Raw genomic sequence first — 16,796 nt, 5'->3', positions numbered from 1 at the left:
ATACGCCTAATTCGTATATTTATCAGTACGTTATATGCTTTGGCACACCGCTTGCTAGTACATGAACAACACCGTGACCCAGTCACAAACGACACAGACCAAAGGAAACGACCTCATGTACAACCGCAGCTTCTTCCAGAGCAAATTGGGCCAAGCAGCGCTTGCAAGCATCGCCGCAATGACCGCGCTGATCGCGCTGTCCACGCAGATGCAGGCTGATCCTTTGATGGCTGCTGCGCCTTATGCCAGCACGCATTTGATCGAAATCGCATGAACCGCCCAAGCAAGTCTTCTTTAGGGCCGGAGCGCTCAACCGACATTGGCAGTCCCCCCAATGCGGATACCCCTGCAGATGCCCTGGCACCTGCGAGCGAAACTCCGGCCCACCCCGCTTCGCCCAAATTGGGTGAAATTCCGCCCGGCAATCGGGTATCACGGCTTGATGCTGAGATTCAGCGCTTGCGCACAGGGCCCGAGACTGGGCAAACATACGGGACAAACAACAATACGAGCGCGTCAACCAAACGCGACAATTCGTTTTTAGATGGAGTAGCCTTCATGGGCATTTTCAGCCGCACCCGCGATATTATCGCTGCCAATTTTAATGACATGCTGGATCAGGCGGATGACCCGTCAAAAATGATCCGCATGATCATCCTCGAAATGGAGGAGACATTGGTCGAAGTGCGGGCAAGCGCGGCGCGCACGATTGCGGATCAGAAAGAAATGAACCGCCACGTTATAAAGCTGGAACGGCTTGAGGCAGACTGGGGCGAGAAGGCTCAGCTGGCGCTGTCAAAAGATCGCGAAGATCTGGCCCGCGCCGCTCTGGTAGAGAAGAAAAAGGCAGCCGATATGGGCGGCCAGCTGCGCGCAGAGATCGGCGTGTTGGATGATGCCTTGCGCGCTTATGAAGAAGACATTCAAAAGCTGCAGCATCGCCTGCGTGAGGCGCGCAGCCGCCAGACGCAAATCGCCGCCCGCCTCGAAAGCGCGGAGAACCGCGTGAAACTGCGCACGCTGATGAGCAGCGAACGCACCGACGAAGCACTGTCGAAATTCGACCAGATGGAACGCCGGGTTGATTACGCAGAAGGCCGCGCAGAGGCGCTGAGCATTTCTGACCAGAACGGCACACCATCACTATCCGATGAGATCGCCGCACTCGAAGGGGCGGATGCGATCGACGATGAACTTGAACAAATGAAGAAAGCGCTTGGCAAAGATGGCGCCAAGAAAGGGAGCTAAGCCATGCCTGGTGAAATTGTTATAATTGTATTGGCGCTGTTGATCGGACTTCCATGGATGATCCTGCATCATATGACCAAGTGGAAGACCGCCGCGACCATCACAACCGATGATGAAGTGCTGCTCGAGGAGCTCTACTCGCTCGCCAAGCGCTTGGATGAACGGATGGACACAGTCGAACGACTGGTTGCGACAGATGACGCGACATTTGAACCCAAGCGCCTGATGCATGATCAGGAAGTAGACAACCAGCAGCTGCGCGAACTCGATCGCATGATGGCTGAAAAGAAAGGAAATCCGCAATGAACTCCCCCGCACGACACTCTATCGCGACAAACACAACGCGAAACTGATGGGCGTCTGCTCAGGAATTGCGGATTACACCGGCACCAATGTTTTCTGGGTTCGCCTGATTGCATTCGGCTCGATCTTCTTCACGAGCGGATCGACAATTCCGCTTTACCTTCTTGCTGGCTTCCTGCTGAACAAGAAACCGCCGCATCTCTATGTCGACAATGACGAGCAGAAATACTGGCAAGGCGTACGACAAAACCCGCAGCGGACCGCCCGCGAAATCCGCGCCAAATTCCGCGATGTTGATCGTCGGCTTGCCGCTGTCGAGACGCATTACGTCACCAGCAACACAAGCCTGACGGCTGAAATCGAGAGCCTGCGCTAAGCGCGGCGCAACTGGAGGGACTGAATTATGGAAGGTGAAATGGCGCTGTTGATACCGCTTATGGCTCTCAGCATTCCTTTCTTCGCCATTTGGACGAAGCACAAAGAAAAAGTAGCCAAATTGCAGGTTGAAGCGACCGCTGAAAACACCGCTGAAAAGGCCGCGCAATATTCAAGCCAGGTGCAAAAACTGGAAGATCGCGTGCAAGTGTTGGAGCGTATTGTGACCGACCGCGGCTATGATGTGGCAACGCAAATCGAGGCGCTGCGCGATGTGCGCGATGTCGAACAATCCGACAGCGGCGTGCCGCTGAACATGAGTAAGCAGGAGCAAGTATAATGGATTGGGGTGGGCCAGGATTTGTCATTGCCATCATCGCCATCTCGACCGTTGGCTGGATCTTCAACAATTGGATCCGTGCGAAACATGGCTATCCCTTGGAAGACGAGTGGGGCGGCAAAACTCCATCAAAAGACACCGCCGAGACCAAGCGTCTGCGCGCTGAAAACAGCGAGCTTAATGAGAAGCTCGATATGATGCAGGACCGCATGATCGTACTCGAGAAGATTGTCACAGACCGCGGCTACACCCTGTCTGATGAAATCGAAGCACTGCGCGATGCGCCGAGCAAGACCGTCAGTGATAGCGGCGTACCACTCAATATCAAAGCCCAGGAAAAAGCCCGATGAATGAGATACTGACCACTGAACTGCTAATGACCGTTGGTTTAGCTGGCGTGGCAGGCTGGGTTTTCACCACCTGGCTGCGGGTCAAGAATGGCTACCCGCTGGAAAACGGCTGGGGCAAAGCGGTGTATCCCAAAGGTGATCCTGCGGGCGAGCGCGTGAAGCTCTTGACCCAAGAAAACGCCGAGCTGCGCGCTGAACTGGGCGCGGTCAAAGACCGCCTCGTCAATGTCGAGCGGATCGTGACCGATGGCGGATACGCTCTGGGCAGCGAGATTGACGCTCTGCGTGAAAGGTCGCTTGAAGATCGCACGGACAAAGGAAACGCATAATGTTTGGCGCTGACACGGCTTTGGTATTTGACGCGCTCCAGATCGGAGCATTGGCTCTGGCGCCATCGCCCGGGCCAAGGCTGCGCGGCGCGCCAAGCAAGCAGGAGGATGCGTAATGGGCGGCTGGGTCCTGATCGCCATCGTCGCAATCATGGTTTGGGGCGTGTTGCAGTTTAACAAGCAGCATAACCGCCATGTCGAGATTGACAGCGAAGATCGCGATGCCTTGCTCGAGGCTCAGCGTGAACGCGATGAGCTGCGCGAACGCGTGCAAGTGCTTGAACGCATTGTCACCGATGAAAACACGCCAGATGCCAAGAAAACGCAGCAGCCGGCCCATGAAATTGAAAACCTGCGCCTAAGCGAGAGTAAGCCGCGCACTAAGACTACGGAGGATATGAGCGAATGATCGATGCAGTTTTCGACCCCTACCTCGTCATTGCCGGAGCCTGCCTTGTGGGTCTTTGTGTGGTCGCCTTTGCCCTGCTGAAAGCTTGGCAGGGATGGCTGGAGCTGAAGCGTTCTGAGCTGGATCAGCTGGAGCAGCTCGGCACCGGCCCGCGCGAAGTGGAAGGCAATGCCTCCATCGGCGCCGCCCGCATTGAAATGGCTGACCTAAAAGAGCGCATCAAGAAACTAGAGGCGATTGCTAGCGGAGTGGAGCTCTAAGCTCCCTCCCCCAGTTTGAGGCCAGCGCGCCGCAGCCCCCTCAGTTTGCGCTAAGCCTTAGAATACCCTAGGGAACCCAGCATGTAGTCCAACCGTAAGGACACTATGCGCCAACACGAACTTCGCACTCAAGTCGTCAAGGAAATGCATCTTCGCCGATGGGAGATGCTGTGCGTACCGTGTCTCTACATGCAATGGGTGGTTCTGGTTGAACCGGATGAGCGCGATGCGGAATATGCCGCTATTGAGGCGCGCTTTGGCTCGCTCAACGGCTCTGGCAACACCACTCACCGTTCTGGCCGGCTAAGCGAGCGGATCGGCTTCACATGGGAGCGCCATAGCGAAGGCACCACGATCAGCCTGTTCGTTGAGAAGTGTAAACCGGACGAATTCCTAAAGCCCAGAGACCATGCCGATATCGCGGCCGCGATTGATTGGGTGGAGAGCCTGCCCGGCGCGGTGCTGCGCGCGACCCGCGGGTTGGTGGTCGATAAAGAGAAAGAGGCCGCCGCCGTCGTAAACAAGACCGGGTTTGAGATGCACGAGTTGGTATCCTGCCATATCGGCAAATCGGCGCGCATCTGGTCCGATTTCCGCGTGAAGCCGGATGGCTTTGGCGCGATTGTGATCGCCTCCAACGGAACGCAGCCCGCCGACCTCACCCGCCTGGTTCAGCGCCTGCAAGAGCTGGGCAATTATCGCAATCGCGCGCTGCTCGGCCTGCCCGTGGCGCAGAAAATTTGGCCCAGCCTCAACCAGGCTGAAGAGCTGCTGACTGAGATTGCTCAGCGCATTGCGGAAGGCGCAGACACGGATGACGCGCTGATGCGTGAAATCTCTGAGCTGTCCGTGGATCTTAATGCCGGCATCACTGAGGCGAGTTTCCGGATGAGCGCCACGGCGGCCTATGGCAGCCTCGTCTCAGAGCGGCTGCGCGAACTTGAGACCCGGCGGATAGAAGGCTTTGCCTCGCTCAACTACTTCACCCAGCGCCGCTTTGCCCCGGCTGTGCGTTTCTGCGCCGCAGTGACCAAGCGTCAAGGCGAACTAGCGGAGCGCGCAGGTCAGTTGGCGACCTTGCTACGCGCGCGGATCGAAACGCGGATCGAGAACCAAAACGCTCAGGCTGCTGCGCTCAATGGACCGCAATGCTGGTATGCAATTGCGCCTGCAGCAATTGGTAGAAGGGCTCTCGATAGTCGCGGCAAGCTATTACGCGCTCGCCATCATCAGCTACGCACTGGTCGGCCTCAAATCAGTATGGCCGATGTTCGACAAGGATCTGGTGCTCGGCATACTCGTCATCCCGGTGGTGATTGGTATCTATTCCTTCGTGCAATCGGCGAAAAAACGCCTGCTGAAAAAGCCGGAATAGAGATGGGCGATAGACATGGGCGCGAGCGACCCTAAATAGCGGCTCATGCGAACTCTTTCTGACATTCTCGAAGAATATGAATTTCTTGAAGGCGACGAGCGTTACCGCCTGCTGATTGAGCTTGGCCGAGAGCTTGATGACATGCCCGATGCGCTCAAAACAGATGCGACATTGGTGCGCGGATGCTCGGCGGCGGTGTGGGTCTATCCAACGGAGCAGACAGAGACTTTGCACTTCCTCGCCGACAGCAACGCCGCGATTACCAAGGGCATCGTGGCACTGGTGATCGCGGCTGTGCAGGATAAACCGGCGGGCGAAGTCGCGGGCATGGACGTCGCCGAGGCGCTGGCCCCATTTGATCTGAAGAGCCAGCTATCGTCCAACCGGACGCAGGGTGTGCCCAATATGATTGCTCTGGTTCAGGAACACGCAGCGAGATTGGCTTCGATCTAATCAACTTCGGCAGTGGCTTCTTCAACCGCGACTGTTTCGATGATCGCTTGGCGGGTCATCTCAAACGATCCGCTCCAATCCTGCATGGTCCATGATCCAATAATTAGCTGTCCGTCTGAGCTAAGGCGGCCAACGTAGTCAACGGGCGAGGAGTATTCGTAGCCCTCACGATCATAGGTTTTTGTAAAATCGACAAGTTGTCCATCTCGGTGCCCGACAACACTCGCGCGGGCCGGACTGCTCCGATAGATATCTGGCTCCAATGTGGCACCAGAAAACCTTCCAGCACTTTCTGATATCTCAGCAAGAAAAGGCGTTGTAGGAGGCGCATTCGGCTCTTTGGGATAGGAAAAAACGCCATCCCATGTCCCGGTTAGATCGAGTGTATCTTGAGGCACCACAAGTCCTGTAGGCTAAGCCCCGGCGCTGTCCCGCACCACTGCGATCCCGGCGGCCTTTTGCTCTTTCAATTCCGCCTTTAGCTTCGCCGGATCGCGCGCGAAGACAAAGCCAAAGCTGACCCCGCCCTCTTTACCGATGGTCGCATGGTGCAGCTTGTGCGCCTGCACCAGCCGCTTGGCATAGCCCTTCTTCGGAACCCATTTGAAATAGCGCTGATGGACCAGGCCGTCATGCACCAGCGTGTAGATCACGCCGTAAAGGGTGATGCCGACGGCAAACCACCACAGCGCGTCCCAATAGAGCGAGCCGTAAATATACATTGCCGCGTTGATTGTGCCGAACACAACCGCGAACAGGTCGTTCTTTTCCAGCGCATTGTCATGCCGTTCGTGGTGGTCGCGGTGCCATGTCCAGCCCCAGCCGTGCATGATGTATTTGTGCGCGTACCAGGCAAACAGCTCCATGCCGATCAGTGCGGCCATCACAACCAGGAAAACTTCGAGCCAGCTCATGCAGTCACTCCTGCACCAATTCCCGCCCGCTTCGCAATCGGCAGCGCCCACCATGGCACATCCGGGCGGCGGTGATGCTCCAGATGATAGCCGAAATGAAAACAGCCGGCGAGGCTTACGAGTGTGCTGAAATGGTCGCTGCGCGCATTGTGATCATCGGGAAACGCGCCCGCACCGTGCCGATGCGGCCGATAGGTCCCAAAATAGAAAAGCTGCAACGAAGACGCGAGCGCAGGCAAACCATAAAGCAGGAATATCTGCATGAACGGAATATCGAACACAAACAGATAGATCGCCACGACTGTGTGCACAAATACTAGGGATTGCCGGCTGAAATAGCGGGTGAAAAACGTCCAATACCAACGCAGAAAACTGGTCGGATGATGCTCGTCGAAATCGGGGTCGCCTTCGCGGCCTGCCAGCTTGTGATGCTCAAAATGCGCATCGCGCATCCGCCGCCAGGCAAAACCTGCATAAAGGGCGAGAAGCACCGCCCCTACGGCTGAATTGATCCGCTTATGCCCTGGCGCCAGCGTGCCATGCATCGCATCATGGCTGATGATAAAAACGCCGACGGAAAGCCAGCATTGCACCGCCGCCAATGCGAGCGCCAGCGGCCAATTCGACCACGTCAGCTCAAACACAAACATGCCATAAGCGTGCAAGCCCAGCCAGCCGCCAGAGATCACAGCCGCCAAGGCAAGGCCAATCGCGGCTTGGCGCGAGCGGGCGGGCAGAGAGAGATCAGCGCTCATAGGACAAGATACGCAGGCGACACCATTACGGCTTCGTATAAACAATTCGAAATGAAACGGAAATCAAGGGACCGCTTATCGGATTATGCGAGCCCTTGCCTGCCCGCTCGATGCCTCAACAGCCCAGACATGTTTATTCTCAATGGTAGAGACATAGAGGGGCAAACCCGCAGCGAACATGGAAAACACATGGATTTCGGTCGGAACATCGTCCAGCAGATGAGAAATCATTAGAGCTTCGGGACGGTTGCCATCTTCGTTTTCGCCAGTCTCAAGCGATATGCAGCTGTTGGTGAACATACGACTATTCACCACTTCGCCATCCCGCACTTCAAATCGATAATGGCCGCCAAGCGGGACCGCATCGAGCGTTTCCTGCGGTACGAGATAGTAGACATACAACCCACCGTCTGCCTTTCCGGTCGGGAAAACAACAGTATTGAACGGCTTGCTCGAACAACGCTGCATGTCTTCGTTCAAAGGAATTTTGCTCGCATTCGCGAGGGTGGCTTCAAACTCGGAAAATGGCCTCTCGCCCGGTTCGTAAGTCTTGGCGTCGGTGACTTTCTGATCACTGTACAAGGCAGACCAAACGGCCTCGAAACCGTCATCGGCGTCCCGCATAAAGACAACTTCGAGCCCAGCTTCGATGTCATTCACGATCCAGCCGCGAATACCTTCACCAGTCGGGTCTACAATATCTTCAAACATCGCTTCGGTGGTGTGCCATGCAGCCTGATCATAAGCATAAAGCTTTTGACCGCGGTCCAAAGCGCCTCGCAATTCCGTCGCCTCGCCATCGGTTATCTGAGCTAGGGCGTCCTCGCCAGCGTCCCCTTGTTGAGAGTTCGCGTTTGCAGGCAGAGACATCGCCGAACATAAAATCGCAAAACCGATACGTGAGATCATACGCCCTACCTTCCCCGTCTAACTCTTTGCAATGTCGCTGAAACCCGGCCGCTGGTCAAACGCTCTATGCGTGACATCTAACAAACGCGGGTCTCACGCCCTATTTCGCTCCAATGGAGCTTTATTTACTTCTCGGCGCGATTACGCTGATTGTCGGTTTTTTAGTCTATCGCCGCGTTGCGAAGGCGCAGCGGCGCACAAAGCTCCTTGTCGCCCCGCTTACCCCTAATCAGCGCGAAATCGTCAGGCAGCTGGTGCCGATCACACGCCAGTTGCCCCAGCCCTTGCGGCTGAAACTGGAGGGGAAGATCAACCTCTTCCTCGATCAGATCACATTTCATGGACAAAACGGTCTTGAAGTTAATGAGGCGATGAAACTCTCGATCGCTGCTCAGGCCTGCCTGCTCATTGTCAACACGGACGCCTGGTATGACACGCTGAGGACAGTGCTCATCTACCCATCAGCCTTTCGGACCCGCCGCAACACGCATGACGGCTATGTCGTTCAGGAGCGAGACTTAACAATGCTTGGGGAGAGCTGGGCCCGCGGGCCAGTGGTTTTATCTTGGGATCATGCGCTCAATGGCGGTCTTGACGCCCATGACGGCCACAATGTTGTGATCCACGAATTCGCACATCAATTGGACAGCCTAACCGGCCACACCAATGGCATCCCGCTCCTTAGCAAAGGACAGGCCTATGAAGGCTGGGAGAAGGCCATGCTGGATGCGTACAACGACCATGTGGAGCGGGTTCAAAACGGGTACCAAACTTTGATCGACCCATATGGCGCGACCAACCACGAGGAGTTTTTCGCGGAAGCCATCGTCACATTCTTCGAAAAGCCGCAGGCATTGCAGCGAAATATTCCAGCGCTTTATACGCAATTGGCAGAACTGCTGGCGCTTGACCCAGCGAAGTGGGGCTAGTCAATCGCCGTCAGGGAAGAAAAACTCGCGCATATGCTCTCCAATCCGCGCCGGGCGCAGCGTCGTCGAGTCGATGCAGCACCAGCTTGATTGGACCTCAGCCAGCACTTCTTCACCGCGCGAGATGACCGTGCGATAAAATGCCCGCGCGCCATTGTAGCGTTCGAGCACCGTGTTCGCGATCACATCATCTTCCAGGAATGCGGGGCGGCGATAGGTAATCTCATGCTTCAGAGCGACCCAGGCTTTGGACGCAATTTCCTCTGCCGGGGCAAGGTTGTTCCAGTGCGCCAAAACGGCATCCTGCACCCAGTTCAAATAGCGCGCATTGTTCACGTGCCCCATGAAATCGATGTCTTCGGGAAGGACTTTGATCGGAAAGGCGAAGGGCTCTGCTGACATAATTGTAAGTTAAACACACAAAGGTGTCTTTTCCATGACTATCCACCTGCCGAGTACGGAGCGGGTTGCAAGTGTTACACCAAGGCCGCTATTCGACTCTCTATGGCTAGCAAACCACACACATTGTACGAGAAGATCTGGGACGCGCATGTTGTTGAGACGCGCGAGGACGGGACATCGCTGATCTATATTGATCGGCATTTGGTTCACGAGGTGACGAGCCCGCAAGCGTTCGAAGCCTTGCGTTTGGCGGGTCGCCCTGTGCGCCGCCCGGAATTGACACTGGCTGTCCCGGATCACAACCTGCCCACCACGGCGCGGCGCGATGCGAGCGGCAAAAAGATCCCGATTGCCGATCCGCAAAGCCGCGCTCAACTCGAGGCGCTGGAGAAAAACGCGCTGGAATTTGGCATTTGCTACATTGGCGATGCGGATGACGCGCAAGGCATCGTCCATGTTGTTGGACCCGAGCAAGGCTTATCCCTGCCCGGCACCACAATCGTTTGCGGGGATTCGCACACTGCCTCTCATGGCGGATTGGGCGCGCTCGCGTTCGGGATTGGTACCAGCGAAGTGGAGCACGTGCTCGCAACACAAACCTTGCTGCTCCAGAAATCGAAGACGATGGAGCTTCGCGTGGAAGGAGAACTCTCCGCAGGCATCACTGCCAAAGACCTGATTTTGCACATCATTGGTCAGGTTGGCGCAGCCGGCGGGTCTGGCTATGTGATCGAATATCGCGGCCAAGTGTTTGAACAGATGAGCGTCGAGCAACGCCTTACCGTGTGCAATATGAGCATTGAGGCAGGCGCGCGTGCGGGCCTGATCGCGCCGGATGATGTCGTGTTCGACTACCTCAAAGGACGCCCGATGGCTCCCAAAGGAGCGGATTGGGACGAGGCGGTGCAATATTGGCGCTCGCTCGTCAGCGACCCCGGCGCTAAATTCGACAAGGTCGTGGTGATTGATGCCAGCGATGTTGAACCCACCGTCGGCTGGGGCACTAGCCCGGAAGACGTGATCGCGATTGGCGGCACGGTCCCCTCGCCTGAGAGCTTCGCTGACAAAGACAAGCAAGACGCCGCACGCAAAAGCCTCGACTATATGGGCCTGACGCCGGGCACCGCCATGAGCGATGTTCCGGTCGAGAACATCTTCATCGGCAGCCGCACCAATAGCCGTATCGAAGATCTGCGCGCCGCCGCCGAAGTGCTCAATGGCCGCCGCAAGGCAGACAATGTGAAATGGGCAATCGTTGTGCCGGGATCCGGCCTAGTGAAGCGCCAAGCGGAAGAGGAAGGCCTCGACCACATCTTTATCGAAGCCGGATTTGAGTGGCGCGAGCCGGGCTGCTCTGCCTGTCTGGGCATGAACCCAGATAAGGTTCCAGCCGGAGAACGCTGCGCTTCAACCTCCAACCGCAATTTCGTGGGCCGCCAAGGCCCCGGCGCGCGCACGCATTTGCTGTCACCAGCGATGGCTGCAGCGGCGGCAGTTACGGGGCGGTTGACCGATGTTCGTACGTTAAAGTGATGCAGGGCAGCTGCCATTGCGGGAACGTGACTGTGACCATCGCGAGGCGGCCAGACTACATCAACCTATGCGATTGCTCGCTTTGCCTGAAATCTGGCGGGGCTTGGGGACATTTCTCCAAGAGCGACGTCCAAGTGGTTGGATCAACCAGCACCCGCAATCTAGCCGAAGCTGAGAACATATTGCGCGCAATCCCTTGCAAGCCAGCCTTCCCACTCCCATGAGGATATCATGACGAAAAACACCAAAAGCAAAGCTGCCATCGCCGCCGGTGCAATCGGCTCTGCCGCTGTTGCAGCGGCGCTGCTCTATGCCAACAAACGCAAGAGCAAAGACAAGAAGCCAGAAGCGCCCAAAGCGCCCTCTGGCGAAAACCCGGAAACAGACTGATGGACGCTATTGGACGCATTGCCGGGCAAGCGATCCCGTTCGGTGCAAAGAATATCGATACCGATATCATTATCCCGTCCAAATGGCTGAAGACGATCAGTCGCGAGGGATTGGGTGCTGGCGCGTTTGAAACGATCCGTGAAATCGAGGGTAATGTGTTTGACGATCCCGCCTATGTCGGATCGCAAATCCTGATCGCTGGCGACAATTTTGGCTGTGGCTCCAGCCGCGAACACGCCGTATGGGCTCTGCTCGATCTGGGGATTCGCGCGGTCTTGGCGCCGAGCTATTCGGACATTTTTTCAGGCAATGCGGTGAAGAACGGTATCTTGCCGATCGTCCTACCTCAAGCAGCGATTGACCGTCTGCTGGAGGTCGCGCGCGCGGGCGAGCCGATAGACATCGATCTGGAAACGCAAACCGTCACTACCGCGTTTCAAGATCGCTTCGCATTCGATATCGATCCATTCCGCAAGCACTGCCTAGTAAACGGGTTAGACGAGGTCGCACTCACATTGGAGCGCAAAGACGCCATTCAATCATATGAGAACCAGCGCGCATCGACGCATAGCTGGCTGACACAGGGAACGGAGACACACGCATGAGAGCGCTACGCACACACGAGATTGGCGGACCGGAAACGCTCAAGCTCGACGAAATTGAGGTGCCGGCGCCGGGCAAAGGCGAGGTTCTGGTCGATGTAAAAGCGTGCGCGATTAACTTCCCCGACACTCTGATGATCCGCGACCTTTACCAATTCAAGCCAGAGCGTCCCTATGCCCCAGGCGGCGAGATCGCAGGCGTGATCGAGGCCGTTGGCGAAGGCGTGGAAGGATACAAAGTCGGCGACAAAGTCATGGCCGGGATCGGCAATGGCGGCCTTTCAGAGAAGGTCATCGTGCCTGCCGCTCGCATGTTCCCTGTCCCGGACGGTGTGCCTTACGAGAAAGCCGCATCACTGCTGCTAACCTATGGCACCACGATCCACGGTCTGAAAGACCGCGGCCATATCAAGGCGGGCGACACAGTCCTGATCCTAGGCGCGGCAGGCGGCGTCGGCCTGTCCGCTATCGAGCTTGCCAAGGCATACGGTGCGCGCGTCGTTGCGGCTGTCTCCAGCGAAGCTAAGGGCGAAGTCGCCAAGAACGCGGGCGCGGACGAGGTGGTCATCTACCCACGCGCTGAAATGGACAAGGCAGCCTCCAAAGAGCTCGCCGGGACGTTCAAAGCCGCCTGCGGACCTGAGGGCGCAAATATCGTCTATGACATTGTCGGCGGCCAATATTCCGAGCCAGCCTTGCGCTCAATCGCTTGGGAGGGCCGCTTCCTGGTTGTTGGCTTCCCAGCGGGCATTGCGAAAATGCCATTGAACCTGACTCTCCTGAAATCCTGCGATATTTGCGGCGTGTTCTGGGGCGCTTTCACCGCGCGCGAACCGGCCAAATTCGTTGAGCAAGTCAAAGAGCTGTTCGAGCTTATGAAGGCAGGCAAAATTGATCCGCTGGTCTCTGAAACCTTCCCCTTGGAGCGCGCAGGCGAGGCCATCGCCAAGCTGGAAAGCCGCGAGGCGGTGGGCAAGCTAGTAGTGACGATGGACTAGCGCCCGCGCGCTTACTTGGAGGCACCGCGCGATCCGCGCTTGCCGCAGGGCGCCCGGCCTCCTATTTTGCATGGGCACACTTTAAATACTTGGGCCACCGGCCGAGGGGACTAATATGACTGATTTCAAAGATCGCGAACGCGCCGAAGAAGCCAAGTTCGCAATGGACGAAGAAACCGCCTTTAAAGTCGCGGCGCGTCGCAACCGCTTGCTGGGCGAATGGGCCGCTGGCCTCATGAACCTAACCGAGGAAGAGACCGACGCCTACAAGAAGGCCGTCGTACAGGCGGACTTTGAAGAAGCTGGCGATGAAGATGTGATTCGCAAGCTGCTGGGCGATCTCACAGCGGCGGAATGCGATGTCAGCGAAGACGACATTCGCGCCAAGCTGGAAGAAAAGGCCATCGAGGCAAAACGCCAATTCATGAGCGAGAGCTAAGCGGCATGCCGATGGCAGCGGCCGATATCGAAGCGCTTATCACAGCGGCGCTGCCTGGCGCCGTGGTGGAGATGCGCGATCTGGCTGGAGACAATGACCACTGGGCTGCAACCGTCACTGCGCCGCAATTTGCGGGCAAGAACCGGGTTCAGCAGCACAAGATGGTCTATGCGGCACTGGGTGAGCGCATGGGCGGCGAACTGCACGCCTTGCAAGTCACCACCGTGGTTCCCACCTAATCCTCATACGATTTTTCATGATTCAATTTTCAAAGGTCTAGGCCATTATGTCCGACACAAACGCCCGCATCACCAGCATCGTTAGCGAAAACGATGTCGTCCTGTTCATGAAGGGCACACCCCTGTTCCCGCAATGCGGATTTTCCAGCCGGGCCATCGCCATCCTCGATCATTGCGGCGTCGCTTATGAAAGCGTCGACGTGCTTCAAGACATGGAAGTGCGCCAAGGCATCAAGACGTTTTCCGACTGGCCGACCATTCCCCAGCTCTATGTGAAGGGCGAATTTCTGGGCGGCAGCGACATCATGATGGAAATGTTCGAAGCTGGCGAACTACAACAACTGATGGAAGAAAAAGCGGTCGCAAAGGCTGAAGCTTCCTAGTTTTGCGCACTCGCTTCCGCGCGCGCGATTTCCTCGCTCACGCGACCTAAAGGCCGCATCGCTGCGGACGGGCAGTCGCCCTTGCGACGCCTTCGGTACCGAGTTTTCACGGACCTCTCGGCTTGCGCCTAAAGCCGAACAATCACCTCAAAAACGAAAAACCCGCCTCGTGAACCAAACGAGGCGGGTTTTCTAATTTCGGGGAGGTGAAACCAAGAGACCAAAAAAGACCTCACCTCTTTATCGAAGACCACTAGGGGCACACAACATTATGCATCCACCGTGCCAAAAACGCGGGCGCTAGTATTTTCAGTCAGTTAAATGGTTTCTACGGGTTAACCATAGGGCCAAATGTAAAAGATACCGACAAGCAAAGCTGCAAATACGCTTGGCAAGTCGCCCCGCCCTCGGCATCACTGCAAAGAATGGCCAATCAAACACCGCAATCGCCCGAAGGCATCCCTGCCGCGACCATCGTGATCTTTCGCAAGAGTAGCGATGGCGGTGCCCCTGAGATCCTGATGACGGTCCGCTCGCGTAATATGGCATTTGCGGGCGGCATGGCGGTGTTTCCCGGTGGGCGGGTCGATGATGCGGATTTTGCGCTAGCCCGCACGCTCACCTCTCCGCTCGATACTGCCGAACTTGCGCATCAGATCGCGGCGGTTCGCGAAACCATCGAAGAAACCGGCCTGGCGCTGGGCATAACGGGCGATGTTAATGCGGCAAAGGCGGCCGACGCGCGAGCTATGCTGCTGGAAACCGGCGAACTCGCACCGGTGCTGGAGGCGTTCAATTGGTCGCTCGACCTTGATCAGATCACGCCCTTCGCCCGCTGGTTTCCCAAGAATGAAAACATCAGCCGGGTCTATGACACGCGCTTTTACCTTGCCAATTTGGGTACCGGCGAGGTCGAGATCGCCGCAGACCAATCAGAAAACACGCGATTGTTCTGGGTCAGCGCGCAGGGCGCGCTTGACATGGCAGAGCGCGGCGAGATCAAGCTGATCTTCCCGACCCGCCGTAATCTGGAACGCCTCGCCCTGTTCGCAAGCTATGAAGAAGCGCGCGCGCAGGCTGAGGCTATCCCGGTCAAAACCATCATTCCCAGAATTGACGACAGCAACGATCAGCCGATGCTGAGAATTATGGAAGACGCTGGCTATCCTATCACAGCAGAATTGCTGGAGACGGTTCAGCGCGGGTAGCGTGAGTTTGCGACCGGGGCCGTGCCGCCCGCAACCTCCACCCTTCCACCCGGATGGTATCCGAAACTGCTCCGGGTGGAAGGGTGGAGGGTGCGGGCTGGCTAAGACATTCTAACTACGACACACTACCTACGCGCGAGCCTGCGATTGTTCTCTTTGAAATTGGCAACGTGATAGCCGCGCTCGGCCATTTCCTTGCGGTAATCATGGCGCGCATCGCGGAGTTCCTGGCGATACTCCTCATAGGCGTCGCGGCGATCTTCTTCATCGGTTGCGCGGCGAAGGTCACTCGCCAGCTCGCGCTTGGCCTCGCTGATATCAGTCCGATAATCGAGCCACCATTTGTTGCTGTCATTGTTGGGCGAGAGCGGCGCGCGGTAGCCGTCGACCACAATCCCCTTTTGGTGGGCCGCGGCGGGAGCTGCGATCATGGCGCTGCCAAGGACGATTGAGGCAAGAATCATACGGGTCATCGGATGTCTCCTATCGGTGATTAGTGCGCGCAAAGTGTCGCTCAGTACATGAACCGCAGGTGTCGAAATGGGCGCTGTGATCGCGGCAAGGGCGATGCGCCGTACCGGCTGTGCGGAATGAGCGACGAGTTGCAAGGCCCGCGACACGCAGGAGTTTCAATCTTGTCTCTGAAAAATGGCGCGCCCGGCAGGACTCGAACCTGCTGCCTCAAGATTAGAAGTCTCGCGCTCTATCCAGATGAGCTACGGGCGCGCACGCTCTTTGCGAGCACATCCGCCCAATAGCGCGCTTTGCGGCGGTGTAAAATCGCGTTAGGCACTTCGGCTATGAATAACCCAGATAACAATGCGGCCAGCGGGCCGATTGCGACCAGCACAGCGCCGCGAACTTTCCGGTATTACGACCTGGTGATGGCGGCCTTTGTGGCGATCCTGCTGCTCTCCAACATTATCGGCGCGGCAAAGCTGACCTTTCTCGAGGTGCCATTCTGGCCCGATGGCATGTGGCCCGCTCCCGACGGGATATTCATCTATGGCGCAGGGATCCTTTTCTTCCCGCTCGGCTATGTCATTGGCGATATTCTGACCGAGATCTATGGCTTTGCAAAAGCGCGCCGAGTGATCTGGACCGGCTTTGCAGCGATGATATTCCTCGCCTTTATGAGCTATGTCGTGGTCGACCTGCCCGCCTTTGCCGGATGGGAATGCGCGGCAAGCTCTTCACTGCAGTTCACTGGCGACAGGGAGTCCATCCCCGGCGAGATATGCCAGCAGACCTACGAATCCGTCTTTGGCAGCACATGGCGGATCGTCATGGCCTCAATCATTGCCTTTTGGGCGGGCGAATTCGTCAATTCCTACGTCATGGCCAAGATGAAGGTCTGGACCAAGGGCAAGGCGCTGTGGACGCGCACGATTGGCTCGACCGTGGTCGGCCAAGGGGTCGACAGCCTGATCTTCTACCCGATCGCCTTTTACGGCATTTGGAGCACAGAGGCGGTGATCACCGTGATGATCACCAATTGGCTGCTGAAAGTGCTGTGGGAGGCTCTGCTGACGCCAGTGACCTATGCGGTGGTTGGCAAGTTGAAGAAGGCGGAAGGCGTCGATCTGTTCGACACGGAGACCAATTTCTCCCCCTTTGCGAAAGAGAAACAGCAGGCCTAGCGGCTCCTTCGCC

Annotated in this window: 28 protein-coding genes and 1 tRNA gene; 22 read left to right on the top strand and 7 right to left on the bottom strand. The window is 57.0% G+C overall.

The genetic code is table 11. From position 1 onward, the window contains the following. Window positions 1-115: 115 nt before the first annotated feature. The 11 genes from AC0V6M_RS09545 to AC0V6M_RS09495 all read left to right on the top strand — a co-directional run bounded on the left by AC0V6M_RS09545 (window position 116) and on the right by AC0V6M_RS09495 (window position 5,442). Window positions 116-274, top strand: a complete 159-nt coding sequence (locus AC0V6M_RS09545; protein ID WP_486138582.1) for a hypothetical protein — start codon at window positions 116-118, stop codon at window positions 272-274. Beyond that, a complete protein-coding gene (pspA, locus tag AC0V6M_RS09540) occupies window positions 271-1,248 on the top strand; it encodes a phage shock protein PspA (RefSeq protein ID WP_486138581.1) in 978 nt (325 codons plus the stop codon). The genes AC0V6M_RS09545 and pspA overlap by 4 nt, the downstream gene beginning before the upstream one ends. Before the next feature lie 3 nt (window positions 1,249-1,251). Beyond that, window positions 1,252-1,554, top strand: a complete 303-nt coding sequence (gene pspB / locus AC0V6M_RS09535; RefSeq protein ID WP_486138580.1) for an envelope stress response membrane protein PspB — start codon at window positions 1,252-1,254, stop codon at window positions 1,552-1,554. Further along, window positions 1,544-1,927, top strand: coding sequence for an envelope stress response membrane protein PspC (pspC, locus tag AC0V6M_RS09530; protein WP_486139602.1), 384 nt, complete (start codon window positions 1,544-1,546; stop codon window positions 1,925-1,927). Before pspB ends, pspC begins: the two co-directional genes overlap by 11 nt. A gap of 39 nt (window positions 1,928-1,966) precedes the next feature. After that, a complete protein-coding gene (locus AC0V6M_RS09525) occupies window positions 1,967-2,266 on the top strand; it encodes a hypothetical protein (protein WP_486138579.1) in 300 nt (99 codons plus the stop codon). Next, window positions 2,266-2,616, top strand: coding sequence for a hypothetical protein (locus AC0V6M_RS09520; RefSeq protein WP_486138578.1), 351 nt, complete (start codon window positions 2,266-2,268; stop codon window positions 2,614-2,616). The genes AC0V6M_RS09525 and AC0V6M_RS09520 overlap by 1 nt, the downstream gene beginning before the upstream one ends. Beyond that, window positions 2,613-2,945: a hypothetical protein gene (locus tag AC0V6M_RS09515; protein ID WP_486138577.1), complete on the top strand. Its 333-nt coding sequence runs from the start codon at window positions 2,613-2,615 to the stop codon at window positions 2,943-2,945. The genes AC0V6M_RS09520 and AC0V6M_RS09515 overlap by 4 nt, the downstream gene beginning before the upstream one ends. 115 nt (window positions 2,946-3,060) lie before the next feature. Next, the gene (locus AC0V6M_RS09510) at window positions 3,061-3,354 is read left to right on the top strand and encodes a hypothetical protein (protein ID WP_486138576.1); all 294 of its coding nucleotides are present in this window, start codon (window positions 3,061-3,063) and stop codon (window positions 3,352-3,354) included. Then, window positions 3,351-3,614, top strand: coding sequence for a hypothetical protein (locus tag AC0V6M_RS09505; protein WP_486138575.1), 264 nt, complete (start codon window positions 3,351-3,353; stop codon window positions 3,612-3,614). The genes AC0V6M_RS09510 and AC0V6M_RS09505 overlap by 4 nt, the downstream gene beginning before the upstream one ends. A 105-nt stretch (window positions 3,615-3,719) precedes the next feature. After that, window positions 3,720-5,024, top strand: coding sequence for a DUF3422 domain-containing protein (locus tag AC0V6M_RS09500; RefSeq protein WP_486138574.1), 1,305 nt, complete (start codon window positions 3,720-3,722; stop codon window positions 5,022-5,024). Window positions 5,025-5,034: 10 nt separating this feature from the next. Further along, window positions 5,035-5,442 carry a SufE family protein gene (locus tag AC0V6M_RS09495; protein ID WP_486138573.1) on the top strand — a complete coding sequence of 136 codons (408 nt, stop codon included), beginning with the start codon at window positions 5,035-5,037 and terminating at the stop codon, window positions 5,440-5,442. Here the strand turns inward: AC0V6M_RS09495 and AC0V6M_RS09490 are convergent. The 4 genes from AC0V6M_RS09490 to AC0V6M_RS09475 all read right to left on the bottom strand — a co-directional run bounded on the left by AC0V6M_RS09490 (window position 5,439) and on the right by AC0V6M_RS09475 (window position 8,020). Next, entirely contained in the window at window positions 5,439-5,840 is a 402-nt protein-coding gene (locus tag AC0V6M_RS09490; protein ID WP_486138572.1) for a hypothetical protein, read from the bottom strand. The genes AC0V6M_RS09495 and AC0V6M_RS09490 overlap by 4 nt on opposite strands. Before the next feature lie 15 nt (window positions 5,841-5,855). Continuing rightward, window positions 5,856-6,356 carry a sterol desaturase family protein gene (locus AC0V6M_RS09485; RefSeq protein WP_486138571.1) on the bottom strand — a complete coding sequence of 167 codons (501 nt, stop codon included), beginning with the start codon at window positions 6,354-6,356 and terminating at the stop codon, window positions 5,856-5,858. Next, complete coding sequence (locus AC0V6M_RS09480) at window positions 6,353-7,111, bottom strand: fatty acid desaturase (protein ID WP_486138570.1); 759 nt, start codon at window positions 7,109-7,111, stop codon at window positions 6,353-6,355. Before AC0V6M_RS09480 ends, AC0V6M_RS09485 begins: the two co-directional genes overlap by 4 nt. 75 nt (window positions 7,112-7,186) lie before the next feature. Next, window positions 7,187-8,020 carry a hypothetical protein gene (locus AC0V6M_RS09475; RefSeq protein WP_486138569.1) on the bottom strand — a complete coding sequence of 278 codons (834 nt, stop codon included), beginning with the start codon at window positions 8,018-8,020 and terminating at the stop codon, window positions 7,187-7,189. A 113-nt stretch (window positions 8,021-8,133) separates the two neighbouring features. Between AC0V6M_RS09475 and AC0V6M_RS09470 the strand changes: the two genes are divergently transcribed. Further along, complete coding sequence (locus AC0V6M_RS09470) at window positions 8,134-8,949, top strand: M90 family metallopeptidase (RefSeq protein ID WP_486138568.1); 816 nt, start codon at window positions 8,134-8,136, stop codon at window positions 8,947-8,949. Here AC0V6M_RS09470 and AC0V6M_RS09465 read toward each other — a convergent pair whose 3' ends face one another. Next, the gene (locus AC0V6M_RS09465) at window positions 8,950-9,351 is read right to left on the bottom strand and encodes an acyl-CoA thioesterase (protein WP_486138567.1); all 402 of its coding nucleotides are present in this window, start codon (window positions 9,349-9,351) and stop codon (window positions 8,950-8,952) included. 102 nt (window positions 9,352-9,453) lie between these two features. Here AC0V6M_RS09465 and leuC point away from each other — a divergent pair, with 102 nt between their 5' ends. The 9 genes from leuC to AC0V6M_RS09420 all read left to right on the top strand — a co-directional run bounded on the left by leuC (window position 9,454) and on the right by AC0V6M_RS09420 (window position 15,143). Then, the gene (gene leuC, locus AC0V6M_RS09460) at window positions 9,454-10,884 is read left to right on the top strand and encodes a 3-isopropylmalate dehydratase large subunit (protein WP_486138566.1); all 1,431 of its coding nucleotides are present in this window, start codon (window positions 9,454-9,456) and stop codon (window positions 10,882-10,884) included. Continuing rightward, window positions 10,884-11,108, top strand: a complete 225-nt coding sequence (locus AC0V6M_RS09455) for a GFA family protein (RefSeq protein WP_486138565.1) — start codon at window positions 10,884-10,886, stop codon at window positions 11,106-11,108. The genes leuC and AC0V6M_RS09455 overlap by 1 nt, the downstream gene beginning before the upstream one ends. Before the next feature lie 7 nt (window positions 11,109-11,115). Beyond that, the gene (locus tag AC0V6M_RS09450; protein WP_486138564.1) at window positions 11,116-11,274 is read left to right on the top strand and encodes an isopropylmalate isomerase; all 159 of its coding nucleotides are present in this window, start codon (window positions 11,116-11,118) and stop codon (window positions 11,272-11,274) included. After that, a complete protein-coding gene (gene leuD / locus AC0V6M_RS09445) occupies window positions 11,274-11,879 on the top strand; it encodes a 3-isopropylmalate dehydratase small subunit (protein ID WP_486138563.1) in 606 nt (201 codons plus the stop codon). The genes AC0V6M_RS09450 and leuD overlap by 1 nt, the downstream gene beginning before the upstream one ends. Next, on the top strand, window positions 11,876-12,874 hold the full coding sequence (locus AC0V6M_RS09440) for an NADPH:quinone oxidoreductase family protein (RefSeq protein ID WP_486138562.1): 999 nt from the start codon (window positions 11,876-11,878) through the stop codon (window positions 12,872-12,874). Before leuD ends, AC0V6M_RS09440 begins: the two co-directional genes overlap by 4 nt. Window positions 12,875-12,989: 115 nt before the next feature. Further along, window positions 12,990-13,313: a DUF1476 domain-containing protein gene (locus AC0V6M_RS09435; RefSeq protein WP_472642855.1), complete on the top strand. Its 324-nt coding sequence runs from the start codon at window positions 12,990-12,992 to the stop codon at window positions 13,311-13,313. Between the two features lie 5 nt (window positions 13,314-13,318). Beyond that, window positions 13,319-13,552: a BolA/IbaG family iron-sulfur metabolism protein gene (locus AC0V6M_RS09430; protein ID WP_486138560.1), complete on the top strand. Its 234-nt coding sequence runs from the start codon at window positions 13,319-13,321 to the stop codon at window positions 13,550-13,552. Between the two features lie 47 nt (window positions 13,553-13,599). After that, window positions 13,600-13,935 (top strand): Grx4 family monothiol glutaredoxin, encoded by a 336-nt coding sequence (gene grxD / locus AC0V6M_RS09425; protein ID WP_486138559.1) that lies wholly within the window; start codon window positions 13,600-13,602, stop codon window positions 13,933-13,935. A gap of 425 nt (window positions 13,936-14,360) precedes the next feature. Continuing rightward, window positions 14,361-15,143, top strand: coding sequence for an NUDIX hydrolase (locus tag AC0V6M_RS09420; RefSeq protein WP_486138558.1), 783 nt, complete (start codon window positions 14,361-14,363; stop codon window positions 15,141-15,143). A gap of 125 nt (window positions 15,144-15,268) precedes the next feature. Here the strand turns inward: AC0V6M_RS09420 and AC0V6M_RS09415 are convergent, their stop codons facing one another. Both AC0V6M_RS09415 and AC0V6M_RS09410 read right to left on the bottom strand, forming a co-directional pair. After that, on the bottom strand, window positions 15,269-15,616 hold the full coding sequence (locus tag AC0V6M_RS09415; protein ID WP_486138557.1) for a hypothetical protein: 348 nt from the start codon (window positions 15,614-15,616) through the stop codon (window positions 15,269-15,271). A 176-nt stretch (window positions 15,617-15,792) separates the two neighbouring features. Next, a tRNA-Arg gene (locus AC0V6M_RS09410) sits at window positions 15,793-15,869 on the bottom strand. Window positions 15,870-15,943: 74 nt separating this feature from the next. Here AC0V6M_RS09410 and AC0V6M_RS09405 point away from each other — a divergent pair. Then, window positions 15,944-16,783, top strand: a complete 840-nt coding sequence (locus AC0V6M_RS09405) for a queuosine precursor transporter (protein ID WP_486138556.1) — start codon at window positions 15,944-15,946, stop codon at window positions 16,781-16,783. The last annotated feature ends 13 nt before the right edge of the window (window positions 16,784-16,796 follow it).

The sequence above is a fragment of the Erythrobacter sp. JB3-1 genome, from assembly GCF_057364995.1.
This window is presented reverse-complemented; position numbering and strand designations above follow the sequence as displayed.

What these genes read in the sequence shown, in the direction of transcription:
- AC0V6M_RS09510 (WP_486138576.1), top strand. Translation starts at nt 3,061, where the DNA reads ATGGGCGGCTGGGTCCTGATCGCCATCGTCGCAATCATGGTTTGGGGC.
- pspA (WP_486138581.1), top strand. Translation starts at nt 271, where the DNA reads ATGAACCGCCCAAGCAAGTCTTCTTTAGGGCCGGAGCGCTCAACCGAC.
- AC0V6M_RS09435 (WP_472642855.1), top strand. Translation starts at nt 12,990, where the DNA reads ATGACTGATTTCAAAGATCGCGAACGCGCCGAAGAAGCCAAGTTCGCA.
- AC0V6M_RS09440 (WP_486138562.1), top strand. Translation starts at nt 11,876, where the DNA reads ATGAGAGCGCTACGCACACACGAGATTGGCGGACCGGAAACGCTCAAG.
- leuD (WP_486138563.1), top strand. Translation starts at nt 11,274, where the DNA reads ATGGACGCTATTGGACGCATTGCCGGGCAAGCGATCCCGTTCGGTGCA.
- pspB (WP_486138580.1), top strand. Translation starts at nt 1,252, where the DNA reads ATGCCTGGTGAAATTGTTATAATTGTATTGGCGCTGTTGATCGGACTT.
- AC0V6M_RS09405 (WP_486138556.1), top strand. Translation starts at nt 15,944, where the DNA reads ATGAATAACCCAGATAACAATGCGGCCAGCGGGCCGATTGCGACCAGC.
- AC0V6M_RS09545 (WP_486138582.1), top strand. Translation starts at nt 116, where the DNA reads ATGTACAACCGCAGCTTCTTCCAGAGCAAATTGGGCCAAGCAGCGCTT.
- leuC (WP_486138566.1), top strand. Translation starts at nt 9,454, where the DNA reads ATGGCTAGCAAACCACACACATTGTACGAGAAGATCTGGGACGCGCAT.
- grxD (WP_486138559.1), top strand. Translation starts at nt 13,600, where the DNA reads ATGTCCGACACAAACGCCCGCATCACCAGCATCGTTAGCGAAAACGAT.
- AC0V6M_RS09520 (WP_486138578.1), top strand. Translation starts at nt 2,266, where the DNA reads ATGGATTGGGGTGGGCCAGGATTTGTCATTGCCATCATCGCCATCTCG.
- AC0V6M_RS09515 (WP_486138577.1), top strand. Translation starts at nt 2,613, where the DNA reads ATGAATGAGATACTGACCACTGAACTGCTAATGACCGTTGGTTTAGCT.
- AC0V6M_RS09470 (WP_486138568.1), top strand. Translation starts at nt 8,134, where the DNA reads ATGGAGCTTTATTTACTTCTCGGCGCGATTACGCTGATTGTCGGTTTT.
- AC0V6M_RS09495 (WP_486138573.1), top strand. Translation starts at nt 5,035, where the DNA reads ATGCGAACTCTTTCTGACATTCTCGAAGAATATGAATTTCTTGAAGGC.
- AC0V6M_RS09450 (WP_486138564.1), top strand. Translation starts at nt 11,116, where the DNA reads ATGACGAAAAACACCAAAAGCAAAGCTGCCATCGCCGCCGGTGCAATC.
- AC0V6M_RS09415 (WP_486138557.1), bottom strand. Translation starts at nt 15,616, where the DNA reads ATGACCCGTATGATTCTTGCCTCAATCGTCCTTGGCAGCGCCATGATC.
- AC0V6M_RS09480 (WP_486138570.1), bottom strand. Translation starts at nt 7,111, where the DNA reads ATGAGCGCTGATCTCTCTCTGCCCGCCCGCTCGCGCCAAGCCGCGATT.
- AC0V6M_RS09485 (WP_486138571.1), bottom strand. Translation starts at nt 6,356, where the DNA reads ATGAGCTGGCTCGAAGTTTTCCTGGTTGTGATGGCCGCACTGATCGGC.
- AC0V6M_RS09455 (WP_486138565.1), top strand. Translation starts at nt 10,884, where the DNA reads ATGCAGGGCAGCTGCCATTGCGGGAACGTGACTGTGACCATCGCGAGG.
- AC0V6M_RS09505 (WP_486138575.1), top strand. Translation starts at nt 3,351, where the DNA reads ATGATCGATGCAGTTTTCGACCCCTACCTCGTCATTGCCGGAGCCTGC.
- AC0V6M_RS09525 (WP_486138579.1), top strand. Translation starts at nt 1,967, where the DNA reads ATGGCGCTGTTGATACCGCTTATGGCTCTCAGCATTCCTTTCTTCGCC.
- AC0V6M_RS09430 (WP_486138560.1), top strand. Translation starts at nt 13,319, where the DNA reads ATGCCGATGGCAGCGGCCGATATCGAAGCGCTTATCACAGCGGCGCTG.
- AC0V6M_RS09420 (WP_486138558.1), top strand. Translation starts at nt 14,361, where the DNA reads ATGGCCAATCAAACACCGCAATCGCCCGAAGGCATCCCTGCCGCGACC.
- AC0V6M_RS09465 (WP_486138567.1), bottom strand. Translation starts at nt 9,351, where the DNA reads ATGTCAGCAGAGCCCTTCGCCTTTCCGATCAAAGTCCTTCCCGAAGAC.
- AC0V6M_RS09475 (WP_486138569.1), bottom strand. Translation starts at nt 8,020, where the DNA reads ATGATCTCACGTATCGGTTTTGCGATTTTATGTTCGGCGATGTCTCTG.
- AC0V6M_RS09500 (WP_486138574.1), top strand. Translation starts at nt 3,720, where the DNA reads ATGCGCCAACACGAACTTCGCACTCAAGTCGTCAAGGAAATGCATCTT.